The sequence below is a fragment of the Mycoplasma sp. 1573 genome, from assembly GCF_053851775.1.
Genome location: NZ_JBSQBG010000002.1, coordinates 298073 through 310636, shown reverse-complemented (window position 1 = coordinate 310636; position 12564 = coordinate 298073). Strand labels below are relative to the sequence as shown.

12 protein-coding genes are annotated in these 12564 nt (G+C 30.5%); 9 read left to right on the top strand and 3 right to left on the bottom strand.

The genetic code is table 4. From position 1 onward, the window contains the following. Positions 1-104: 104 nt before the first annotated feature. The 9 genes from ACWXVT_RS02970 (at position 105) to ACWXVT_RS02930 (ending at position 8249) form a co-directional block, all read left to right on the top strand. Positions 105-929, top strand: coding sequence for an MAGa3780 family membrane protein (locus ACWXVT_RS02970; protein ID WP_455968040.1), 825 nt, complete (start codon positions 105-107; stop codon positions 927-929). A 64-nt stretch (positions 930-993) separates the two neighbouring features. After that, entirely contained in the window at positions 994-2613 is a 1620-nt protein-coding gene (argS, locus tag ACWXVT_RS02965; RefSeq protein WP_438341631.1) for an arginine--tRNA ligase, read from the top strand. Positions 2614-2648: 35 nt separating this feature from the next. Continuing rightward, on the top strand, positions 2649-3182 hold the full coding sequence (locus ACWXVT_RS02960) for a hypothetical protein (RefSeq protein ID WP_438341632.1): 534 nt from the start codon (positions 2649-2651) through the stop codon (positions 3180-3182). A 6-nt stretch (positions 3183-3188) separates the two neighbouring features. Further along, a complete protein-coding gene (gene gltX, locus ACWXVT_RS02955) occupies positions 3189-4580 on the top strand; it encodes a glutamate--tRNA ligase (RefSeq protein ID WP_455968038.1) in 1392 nt (463 codons plus the stop codon). Then, entirely contained in the window at positions 4571-4951 is a 381-nt protein-coding gene (locus ACWXVT_RS02950) for a hypothetical protein (protein WP_438341634.1), read from the top strand. The genes gltX and ACWXVT_RS02950 overlap by 10 nt, the downstream gene beginning before the upstream one ends. Further along, complete coding sequence (locus ACWXVT_RS02945) at positions 4938-5573, top strand: chromate transporter (protein ID WP_438341635.1); 636 nt, start codon at positions 4938-4940, stop codon at positions 5571-5573. The genes ACWXVT_RS02950 and ACWXVT_RS02945 overlap by 14 nt, the downstream gene beginning before the upstream one ends. Then, complete coding sequence (locus tag ACWXVT_RS02940; RefSeq protein ID WP_438341636.1) at positions 5573-6265, top strand: chromate transporter; 693 nt, start codon at positions 5573-5575, stop codon at positions 6263-6265. Before ACWXVT_RS02945 ends, ACWXVT_RS02940 begins: the two co-directional genes overlap by 1 nt. A gap of 8 nt (positions 6266-6273) precedes the next feature. Next, a complete protein-coding gene (locus tag ACWXVT_RS02935) occupies positions 6274-7113 on the top strand; it encodes an Hsp33 family molecular chaperone HslO (protein WP_455968036.1) in 840 nt (279 codons plus the stop codon). 92 nt (positions 7114-7205) lie between these two features. Beyond that, entirely contained in the window at positions 7206-8249 is a 1044-nt protein-coding gene (locus ACWXVT_RS02930; protein ID WP_438341638.1) for a DNA adenine methylase, read from the top strand. On the opposite strand, the gene ACWXVT_RS02925 is transcribed toward ACWXVT_RS02930, so the two are convergent. The 3 genes from ACWXVT_RS02925 to ACWXVT_RS02915 all read right to left on the bottom strand — a co-directional run bounded on the left by ACWXVT_RS02925 (position 8246) and on the right by ACWXVT_RS02915 (position 11834). Beyond that, entirely contained in the window at positions 8246-8968 is a 723-nt protein-coding gene (locus ACWXVT_RS02925) for a hypothetical protein (RefSeq protein WP_455968035.1), read from the bottom strand. The two genes, ACWXVT_RS02930 and ACWXVT_RS02925, sit on opposite strands and share 4 nt — an antisense overlap. A gap of 90 nt (positions 8969-9058) precedes the next feature. Next, complete coding sequence (locus ACWXVT_RS02920; protein ID WP_438341640.1) at positions 9059-11182, bottom strand: AAA family ATPase; 2124 nt, start codon at positions 11180-11182, stop codon at positions 9059-9061. Between the two features lie 103 nt (positions 11183-11285). Next, a complete protein-coding gene (locus ACWXVT_RS02915; protein ID WP_455968034.1) occupies positions 11286-11834 on the bottom strand; it encodes a dCMP deaminase family protein in 549 nt (182 codons plus the stop codon). Positions 11835-12564: the final 730 nt, after the last annotated feature.

The following is a 12564-nucleotide window of genomic DNA, read 5'->3' as shown; positions in this document are numbered from 1 at the left end:
AATTATTTTTGACCTTTTTTGTTATATTTTTTAGCATGACTTTACAAAACATAAAAAATAACAAGTATTTCACAAGTTACAAAAACTGAGAACGAAAAAGAAAATTGATTTTTTGAGGAGGGATTTTAGCTTTTGTTTTTCTTGTTTTGGCTGCTATATTAAGTTGAAAAGCAGAAACTTTCTTATACATTGAAAACATTGAAAAATTCAGTGCCAAATACAATGGAGACATAGTAAAAGAAGCAATTCATAGTCGTGTTGCGCAGGGTTTAATGAGTCAATTTTGATCTAGCACATACACTTTTACTTACATTTCAAACTTTGCTTTGGCAATTATTTTGATTGCATACGCAATTATTTGAGATAAATCTAAAATTCAAAAAGCATTATTTTTGTCAGTATTAAACATCACTATTACATTCATTATTTTTTGAAGTTTAATATTTTTCCAAGTGATTTTGAAATTCAAAGCAAATAACACAGATAAAACTGTTTTATCAATGTCACTTGTTTCACAGACATTAACTCACTTTGTAAATCCACTGATTGGTATGGTTGCCTTAGTGTTAAGAAGAAAAAGCATTATTTTAACTAAAAAATTACTGTGATTTTCTAATTTAGCTGTGATTGTTTACTACATTTTTGCTTTAGGAATGTTCTACATGGGACAAAATGTCGCTTCTTATGTAAGTCAAAAAATGCCAGAATTGGATGATGTTAATGGTCGTTTAGAATTGGTAATATACGGATTTTTAAATTTTGAAAATCCAATGTTTTACTCAGGAACAAACAAGGGTGTAGTTTTTGCTTTAAATCTAGTGATTATTTTAATGGCATTTTTTGTACCAGTAGGTATCGGTTGAATGTGAAAATTTGCACTTAGAATCAAGTTGCAGCAAAGCTCAAAAACCACAACTAGCAAGCAGTAAAAGCTTGCTTTTGTTTTATTTATAATCTTTTTTTAACTTTTGTGGTGGTGGTATAATTAAAAGCATGACTAGTGCTAAAGAAAAAATTATCGCTTCTATAGAAGAAGCGTTGCAAAAATTAAATATTTCAAAGAAAGTTATTCTTACTGAAGCTAAAGATCATGGGGATTTTGCTTCAAATATAGCTTTAACTTTACAAAAAGAATTAGGAAAAAGTGCAATGGAGGTTGCACAAGAAATCGTAAATAACATTGACAAGAAAAAATACTCAATTAAAGAAATCGAAATTGCTGCTCCAGGATTTATGAATTTCTATGTTGAAAATGAAGTGTTTGCTGATGTTGTTGACATTATTAACAAATTAGGTGAAGAATACGGAAAAGGTACACCTGATTCACTTAACAAAATTAATGTTGAGTTTGTTAGTGCAAACCCAACTGGATTTTTACACATCGGACATGCTCGTAACGCAGCAATCGGAGCAACATTATGTAACGTTTTACAAGCAGCAGGACACCCGGTTGTAAGAGAATACTATGTTAATGATGCTGGAAATCAAATGAACAACTTAGCAGCATCACTATTTGCTCGTTACCAACAAATTTTTGATAAATCATATCCAATGCCTGCAGATGCATATAATGGTGGAGATATTGTTTATTTTGCAGAAGAATTTCATAAAGAATATGGTGACAAATACAAAGGTGCAGAGTATGAACCTAATAGAGCTTTCTTTAGAGAATATGGACGCCAAATAGCACTACGCGAAATTAAAAAAACAATGGCAGAATTCGGAACTTGATTCGATGTTTGATCAAGTGAACAAGAACTATATGACAAAGATATGGTATTTGATGCCATCGGACGTTTAAAAAATGTTTATGAAAAAGACGGTGCTACTTGACTAGCAACTACTGTTGGTGGAAAAGATGATAAAGACCGGGTAATTATTAAAAGCGATAAAACATTCACATACATGTGTGCTGATATCGCTTACCATGAAGACAAACTAAAACGTTTAAACGATCCTAATGGAGTAATCATTGATATTTGAGGAGCAGACCACTCAGGTTATGTAGAAAGAATTAAATATTCAATGCAAGACTTAGGATACCGCGATGATCAAACAATCATGGTTTTATTCCAACTATTACGTGTTGTTAAAGACGGAAAAGAAGTAAAAATGTCAAAACGTTTAGGAACTTCGCTAACTCTAAGAGAATTAATGGACTTAGTTGGAAAAGATCCTATTCGTTTCTTCCTAATCAACCGTTCATACAATTCAAAAATTGATTTTGATATTAACAAGGTAAACGAAAAATCAGAATCAAATCCAATGTACATTATTAAATATGCTCATGCAAGAGCAAATCAATTAATTAAAAATTCAAAATATGCAGATTTTGCTAAAGCTGGAGAATACAGTGAAGATAGTGAAATCAAATTAATAAACGAATTAAAAGAATACCCAGAATTGATTAAAACAATGGCTAAAACATACAAAGTTAACTTGTTGCCTCCATACTTGTTAAACTTAGCTGGAGCCTTCAATTCATTCTATTCAAACGTTAAAATTATTGGTTCAGAAAATGAAGAAAGTCTAATTGCTTTGGCAAAAGCAGCTAAAGTGGTTCTAGCAAATGGTCTAAAACTAATGGACTTAGACATCCCTGAAGAAATGTAATTAAAATAAACCTTCGGGTTTATTTCTTTATAACCGTGAAAAAGGCAAAACTTTTATTAAGCTCTTTAGCAGCATTAACTACATTAGTTTCAGTTCCATTAGTGACCCTTTCATGTATCAATCGACCATATCAAACTAATCCTAAAAATGATTTATCAAAATCGGAAGTAGTTTGAGAATTGCAAAAAAATGCAACCGAAAACAAAAATATGTATCTAGACTTGTCTAAGTACCAAAAAGAAGCAGAACAAAGCAATAAAAATTTACCAAATGATAAAAAATTAAAAAATGTTGACTTTTATAGCAGTCATTTAAAACAATATGTAACTATTCCAGAAATCAGTAAATACGGAAAAAACTATTCATATAAGTGATATGTTGTTGACACTGCTGATCCATTCAGAGCAAAATTAGAAATTTATTATGTACCAGTTGAAGCTATTGCGGTGCAAGATCCGTCATTTATAAAAGCGGAGAATGAAGTTAATGGTGATTGAAGTAAAATGAAAAATTCATCAAATCGTCCATTAGCTAAATTCGTAGTTGAACTAAAATTTGGTAAAAGGTAGGTAAAAATGAAAAAAATTCGTACACGTTATGCTCCTAGCCCTACTGGATATTTACATATCGGTGGTGCACGAACGGCATTATTCAATTATTTATTTGCCAAACATTTTGGTGGCGATTTTATTATTCGTATAGAAGATACAGACGTTGCTAGAAACGTTGAAAATGGTGAACGTAGTCAATTGGAGAATCTAGCTTGATTAGGTATTATTCCAGACGAAAGCCCAATCAATCCTAAAGCAGAGTATGGCAAATATCGTCAAAGTGAAAAATTAGATATTTATGATGAATTAATTGAAAAATTATTAGCTAACGGACATGCTTACAAAGCTTATGACACAACAGAAGAGTTAACAAAACAAAAAGAAGAAAGTGAAGCTGCTGGTATTCCATCTTTCCGTTACGATCGAAATTGACTAAAAATTAGTGACCAGGAAAAACAAAAACGTGATCAAAATGGTGAATACTCAGTGCGTTTAGCCTTACCTAAAAATCACGTGTATCAATGAGAAGATATAGTACGTGGAACCATTAGTGTAAATAGCGATGATATTGGAGATTTTGTTATCAGAAAAAGTGACGGTTATCCAACATACAACTTTGCTGTAGTAGTAGACGATCATCAAATGGAAATTAGTCATATTTTAAGAGGTGAAGAACACATCACTAACACACCAAAACAATTAGCAGTCTACGAAGCATTTGGTTGAGACACTCCACAATTCGGACACTTAACAATCATCACAAACATGGAAGGTAAAAAACTTTCAAAACGTGATTCAAGTCTAAAACAATTCATAGAAGACTATAAAAACGAAGGATATAACAATCAAGCAATTTTTAACTTCTTAGCTCTTTTAGGTTGAAGTAGTGAAGATGCTCAAGAAATCATGACACACAATGAATTAATAAGTAAATTTGATTTTCACCGCCTTTCAAAATCACCATCAAAATTTGATATTCAAAAGATGGAATGATTCAGTAAAAATTACTGAAAAAACACTGAAAATGAGTACTTTTTCAATGTTTTAGAATTCCACGATTCCAAAGAGTGAATGAATATTTTCATCGAAACCTACAAACAAAATATTGTAACTCTTAATGATTTAAAAAATGCTTTGAAAATGTATACTCACCCAGATAAAAAGTTAACTATTGATTACCAAACAAATGATGTAATTAAAGAATTTTGAAACAACCTAAAAGATAAAGAATTTAGCATTCAAAATATTCAGCAAGCCATTGATTTAACAAAACAAAACTTAAAAGTTGCAGGTAAAAACTTATTTATGCCAATTAGAATTGCTACCACATACCGTGAACACGGTCCTGAATTAGCGAAAGCCATTTTCTTGTTCGGTGAAAATATTGTAAAAGAACGTATTAAAGAGTGAATTTAAAATTTCGTTCAGTTGTAACACAAAATGACAATGAACTTGTTACTGAGTACGAGTCACCGTATAGTGAAACAACTCGGGACGAGTTCATTGTTTTTAATTTTTTAGATCCTCAAAAAGTAGAACAAGAAATAGCAGTTTCAAGCCAGCAAGTTCAAATTAAAAGCGCAGATAACTTTACTTGAGATTTGTATATGCACAAATATAGTAAGCACTGATATAAAACAGCCCATGGAGATATTCCATTGTATTGATATTTGACTGGTGTAATAATTGACACTAAAATAGTTTCTTTTACATACGATTTGCTAGACAACATTGGCGAAAAGAAAAACATTATTGGTTCAGTTAAGGTAAGTCTTGAAACAAAATAATAAAAGAAAAGAAAAAGCACCTCGTAAGGCAACTTTTTGAAATGTTTTTCTTTTTTCTTTAATGTGTACTTTCATTGGTTTTGGTGGTGGGAATGCTATTTTACCAGTGATTAATAAAATTGCGGTAAAACAAAACAAATGAATAACTGAGTCAGAATTCGACGATGCAGTCATTACTTCAAATATGATTCCTGGAGCTTCAGTTATCCAAACCTTGTCTTTTGTTTCAATCAAGGCTATAGGTTTTTGAAAAGGTAGTTTAGCACTTATTTTGGCTGCCTTGCCACATTTACTATTTGCTTTGGTAGTGTTTATATTGTTACGTAAATATGCCAATAATTACTTGTATGCAATAGCAGCAGGAGTAATGCCAATTATTATCGGAGTCATTTTAACATTTGGCTGAAGATATTTAAAAGCTCAACGTGGACCATTTAGTCTATGGCTGTGAATTAGTCTTTTTGTTATTTCATTTGCTTATTGTTTATTCATTCCATCGCCGTACAACATTCCTGCTATACCAATGATAGCAATAATACTAGTTTTTGCTTTTTATGCATTATGGCAAACTATCAAGCAACGCAAAATGAACAAAAAAGACTCAAATAAGGACACAAAATAATGCAATTTGTTTCTTTTTTAGCAGCATGCGGATTGGTATTGGCAAGTGCATTCATTGTTTTTGGTGGCGGACAAGTATTTATGCCAATATACAAGTGAATTTATGAATTTCTAAGCCAACACTTTTCTTCAGTTACTATTAATTCTGAAACAATTGATCAAGTTTTTGCAGTTGCCAACGCTACTCCTGGAGTTATTGGAACCAAATTAGCTTTATTCACTGGTTATTTAATTAGTATTGACGATAGTGGGAACGCACAATGATGAGGTTACATTGCAATGTTAGTAACCTATCTAATTATTGTTGTTCCTGCTATAGTAATAATGCATTATAGTGCTAAAGCCTTAGCGAAATCAAAAAGTAGCAAGTACTTTAAAAATCTTAATATCATCTTAAAACCAGTTTTGGCAGGAGTCATGTTTTCTCTTGCTGTTCAACTTTTTATCGGTACTACTTTCCCAATGATTAAGTTTAATGATTCAACTTCATACATTGTCAATGTGTCTTCATCTTCAACGCATTCTAAATTAAACATTTTCAAAGGTTGAAGACTAATTGTGTTGTTTATTTATTCACCAATTGCAATTGTGGCAACAATTTATTTACAAAAGAGAAGAGTACCTTTGTTATTTTTAATTCTTTCATCAATTGTGCTCGGACTTCTTTTATTCCAGCCATGACTTATAAAATAGGAGGCAATATGTCAAAAACAATAACTTTGGAATTCAAAAACTGTTTGGTTTATTTAAACGATTTAACTTCAGTTAGTCAAGATATTATTAAAAAGCAAGAAACTACATCACTTTCTTCATTCATTTTGGCAAAAGCAGTAAGTTTGTTTGCTCCTTTACCACGAATTTTAACTAAAAATGGAAGAACTACTACTTTGATTCGTTCCGAAGGAAACATTAAAAACTTGATTGTCGATAGTAATGAAAAAAATCATGTTAAAGCGCTAATAAGTAATCCAGAAATAATTTGAGAAGGTGATTTAAATGAAGCAATAACATTCTTTGGCTTTCGTAATGCATTCTTAAGAATTAAAGTGATGCAAGACAAAATGGTTCCTTATGAATCCGAAGTAAGCATGCAAAGCGAAACTTTGGTCGACGATTTGGCCTATTTTTTCAATCAGTCACAGCAAATTAGATCAGCAGTTTTATCATGTACTAAATTTAAAGATAACGAAGACCTAGAAGAGTCATCAAGCGCAATTTTCACATCCTTACCTTCAGTAACTGACTCTGATATAGACTGAATTTATGACTTTATAGAAAAAAATCCTTTCCATGAAAAAGGACTGAAATTCTACAAAGAATACCTGCTAGAACAAGGGGCCAAATTGATTGATGAAACTCCTTGAATTTCACAATGTGATTGTTCTAGTGAAAAGTATTTAGCCGCCATCAAATTGTTATCTAAACAAGAAATAAAATCACTATTAGAAGAAAAAGGCAACATTGAAGCAGAGTGTCATTATTGCCATAAAAAATATTATTTTACTAAAGAAGATTTGGCAAACACTTGCGAGCTTCAATAAATTTTAGAGTGAGATTCGTCTTGCTCTTTTTTTATAACAAAAGGTTTTTGTTCAATTCTTTTGGGTAAAATATTAATAATGCTAGGAGAAGGATGAATTACATAGGATCTAAACACTCATTACTAAGTTTTATAGACAGCGCTATTAGCGACTTAGTCAAAGAACAAAATAATATTGTTTTCTGCGATCTTTTTGCAGGAACTTCATCAGTATCGAAGTTTTTTAAAATCAAGGGATATACAATAATTTCAAATGATTTACAAACATATAGCTACATAAATGCAAAACATTTTATTGAAAATAATACTGAATTAACTTTTTCAGGATTAAAAAAGAAAAACATTGAACCTTTTTCGTTTCTAAATTCATTAAAGGGTTCCAAAGGGTTTATTTATAATAATTATTCTCTTGCAGGGACTAGTTCAGACATTCATCAGCGTCTGTATTTTACTGATGAAAATGCTATGAAAGTAGATGCAATCCGAAAAGAAATAGAGTATTGAAAAAACAGAAAATTAATAACAAGTAATGAATATTATTTTCTAATTTCTTGTTTGATAGAATCTGCAGATAAAGTAGCAAATACTGCCTCAGTATATGAATCTTATCTAAAAACAATAAAAAAGAGTGCCTCTAAACCATTGATTCTAAAACCACTTGAAACAATAAAGTCAGACAATAAAAATCACAGAGTCTATAACCTAGATGCGAACAATTTAATACGAAAAATAGAAGGTGATATTTTATACTTAGATCCCCCTTACAATACAAGAAAATATAATACAAATTATCATTTGCTAGAAACTATTGCCAAATATGACAATCCAAAAATTAAAGGAAAGGCAGGAATAAGAGACGAAGACAACAAGAAATCTCTATATTCAACAAAAAAATACGCTCGTGATGCCTTAGAGGATTTAGTTAAAAATGCCAAGTTCAAATATATAGTATTAAGTTATAATGACGAGGGTATTATAGCGATGGAAGAAATTCGAAATATAATGTCTAAATTTGGTAAATATACATATTACAAACAAGAGTATAAGAGGTTCAAAGCAGACAAAGATACTAATAGAACTCACAAAAAAACCACTGTGTTTGAGTATCTTCATTGCCTAGAAAAAGAAAATTTCTAGTTATTTTTCTCTTCTAAAATTTTCAGTAGCTTTTTCATATTAAACCTAAACTTAAAACAATCTCTGTTACTATGAACTTGGAATTCTCCAATTGAAACATTTTCGTATTTAACAGTGTTGCTTTCATTTCAATTTTCAATTGTTTTGGTAAAGCTGAAATTTTCTTCATTTCATTCTGGTGAAGAAAATTTTTTTAAAACAAGAAACTTGATTTCCCCGTTCAAGTTACCTTCTTTATTTAAGAATTCATATATATAAATCAAATAGTCGCAGTGAAATAAGTTATCTCAATATCTTTCAATAATTTTAGATATGTTAGTCAATGTAAATTCTTTAAACAACTTTACTTTTGAAGCATATTCAGCAGGAATAGGCTTGTCTAACAAGTCTCCAAAATATTCGAAATATGTTTTAGATGTTGCCTGTCCAACATTTTGTGGTGCTACTTTTCCTAAAGTTTTCTTATTCGTTTTTACTGAAAGCGTTTGTCCATTCTGTAAAATGAAATCAATACTATTTTTGTTTTGAGAAACTAATGAAATGGGTCTAGGTATATTGGATTTTTCAAATATAATACCCACATATTTATGTATTAAGTTTATGATCCGCTCATTTGCTCTTTTTTTGTAACTGCTTTCAACATTTAAGTCAAAATATTGTGCTATAGCTATTTCCGCCGAAACACCAATGATTTCAGTTTTATATTCATCTAAATTCATTTTTTACCTTTTAATAATTATAACATTGCGTTTTTACTGAATGTTTTTACTGAAGATATTAAAAAAGGCGAGTAATGTCGCCTTTTTTCGTTATTCAATGACTATTTTGTGATTTTGAAGAGTTATTTTTGCTTTATCGTCCGCTTGTAATTCTTTTGCCACAATTTTGTATGCTAATAAGTTTTCAAGATTTGTTTGCAAGAATCTTTTGATAGGTCTGGCTCCATACTCAGGATCATATGCTTCTTTAGCCACATAATCCACAACATTTTCGTCATAGTTTAGATTGATTTTTACTTGCTCTTTAACTCTTTTGACGATTTTATCCATTTCTAAACGAACAATGTTTTTGATTGTTTTTTCATCTAGTTTATTGAATGTTACAATTTCATCAATTCTATTTAAAAATTCAGGTCTAAACACACTCAAAAGTTCTTTTCTTATATCTTCTTGAGTGTAATTTCCTTTTGAAATTAGCGAAGCTGCTAGGTTCGTTGTAAGAATAATAATTGTGTTTCTAAAATTAATGTTTTTCCCTCTTGAGTCAGTTACAAAACCATTATCTAAAATTTGTAAAAGAATGTTTCACACATCAGGGTGGGCTTTTTCTACTTCATCAAATAAAACAATTGAGTAAGGGTTTTGACGAATTTTTTCAGTCAACTGTCCACCTTGTTCATATCCAATATAACCTGGAGGCGAACCAATTAGTTTCGATGCTGAGTGTTTTTCCATATACTCAGACATGTCAAGACGAATCAACTGATTTTCATTATCAAACAAAGCATAAGCCAATGCTTTTGCTAGCTCAGTTTTCCCTACTCCAGTAGTCCCTAAGAAAATGAAGCTTCCTAGAGGACGATTAGGGTCGTTGATTCCTGCTTTAGAACGTAAAATGGCTTCACTTACAACGTCACAAGCCTTATCTTGACCCTTAATTCTTTGTTTTAAAGTTTTGTCTAGGTTTAAAACTTTGTTAATTTGTGTTTCAATCAATTTTGCAACTGGAATTTTGGTTCATTTTGAAACAATTTCAGCAACTTCTTCTTCGTCAACTACTTCTTTTAGCAAGCGATTTTTTTCATTTTTGATGTAATTTTCAGCTTCTTGTAATTTTTTGTTGATTTCCGGAATTTGAACATACAAGATTTTACTTGCTTCAACATAATCGCCATTTCCTTGCAAAACATTTTGGCGATTTTTTAAGTAGTCAAGCTCTTTTTTGTATTTACTAATTGCTTCGATAGTTGCTTTTTCTTTAGTTCATTTATCGTTTAGTTCTTTTGCTTTTTGGTTTAAAGACTGCAATTGTGTCTTGATTTCAGTAATTTTTTCATCATTAGCAGTATTTTTTTCACTTTTTAAAGCGGCTTTTTCCATTTCTAAACGAGCTATTTTTTGGTTAACTTTTTCTAATTCTTCAGGTTGTGAATTCATTTCAGTTCTGATAGTTGCAGCAGCTTCATCAATTAGATCAATTGCTTTATCTGGTAAAAAACGATCCGAAATGTACCGAGCACTTAAGTTAGCAGCAGCCACAAGAGCTTTATCTTCAATTTTTACACCGTGATATGTTTCATACCTTTCTTTAATTCCCCTTAGAATTGTAATTGTGTCAGCGATCGATGGTTCGTTAACACTAACTTTTTGCATTCTTCTTTCTAAAGCAGGATCAGTTTCAATATATTGACGATATTCATCAAGAGTTGTTGCACCTATTAAGTGCAATTGTCCCCTTGCCATTAAAGGTTTGAAAATGTTAGCAGCATCCATAGCACTTTGACCATTTCTTCCTGTTCCAACTAACATATGAATTTCATCGATGAAAAGAATAATGTTACCTTCTGATTTTTCAACAGCTTTCATCAAGTTTTTTAGTCTTTCTTCGAATTGTCCTTGATATGATGCTCCTGCAAACATAGCTGGAAGATCAATTTCATACAATTGTTTATTTTTAAGATTTTCAGGAACTTGATTTTCAACAATTTTGCGTGCCAGTCCTTCAACTATCGCAGTTTTTCCGACTCCTGGTTCTCCAACTAGAACAGGATTATTTTTTGTTTTACGACTTAAGATCCGAATTAAACGACGAATTTCGTCATCACGATTTACCACCGGCTCCAATTTATTATTTTTAGCAGCTTCGATTAAGTTGCGTCCATATTCTTTTAATGGATCTTTGGTATTTTCATTTGGTTGTCAATTTGCTTCCATATCTTTACCTCCATTTGTTTTCTAAGAATATTATAGCACATTTTTAGCACTCTTAACATTTGAGTGCTAAATTATTGACAAAAGAAAAGTGATACTTGTATCACTAGTCCTTAATCTCAAAACTTAAATCAAAATTAATATTCATTTTTTTGATTTCGACACCCATGCTTTTTAGAATAAATTCACTAATTTCAAACTCTTCACTTTCAGGTCGATATGCCTCTGCATAAATTACTTTTTTAATTTTTGATTGTACAATTAAGCGCGCGCATTTAAAACATGGCGAGTGTGTAATATACATTATTGAACCACTTTCAATTTTTGAATTAGTAATATTAGCATTAATTATGGCATTTTCTTCCGCGTGCACTACATAAGCATATTTAGAATCCTTGACATTACCGTTTTCTTGTGGTCTTTCTCAAGGAAAAATTTTGTCATTGTCAACTATTGTTGCATCACCTTGAAAATTAGTTGGCATTCCATTGTATCCCAGTGAAACAACATATTTTTGCTGATTAACAATGCAAGCGCCAACACGAGTAGTAGGATCTTTTGAACGTAAAGCACTAAGTTTGGCAAGGGACATAAAATAGTAATCTCATTTTAAGTCACCTTTTTCATTTAACATTTTTTTATTTTCAATTTTCATAAAGAAATTGTACCATAAAAGTGAAAAACAGCCTCCGCAGACGCTGCTTTCTATTATTCAATGAAATAAGGTATGAACCTCGGTAAGACATTTATTAAATAAATCCAGTTAGCTTTTTAACCGAATCGATATTATTATAGCATATTTTCTGTAACTAAACTGAAACAAAAAAAATTAAAAATTTATATACTTTAGCAAGCAAAAATCTTAAAATTATTATGTAAAGATAAAAAAGAGTTCAGCTTAGTTTTGAGAGCCCCGGGCTAGGCCGAAAAAGTAGGGCTCTTATTCACTCTTATATATCTATTTTATTTTTATTTATTTTTCTCTATTTTACATAATTTTCAAATTTTTATAAAAATCGTCAAAAGTTCGGAATTTAAACCTAAACTCCTTAAATTTCGTAATACAAAAAGTTTCAATTTTTCGTTTATTTCAATTCATGTTTTTAAATATCCTAACCTTATAATATTAATTTTCATTGAATTGTATATTTTATTTATTTTTTATATCTCTTATCATTAAATATTTCACTTTTAAAATAATCGTCTAATATTTTTATATTTTTTATTCTTCAGGTTAATATAATTTTTAAGTTATATTTCATGTTTAATGCTCCTACATGATTGTCTCTTTTTTAAATTTGTTATAGGTGATATTATTTTTAATGTTGTCTTAGCGAATAATATTTTTCGTGACATAACCTCCTTTCTATTAGATTAAGTGTCTA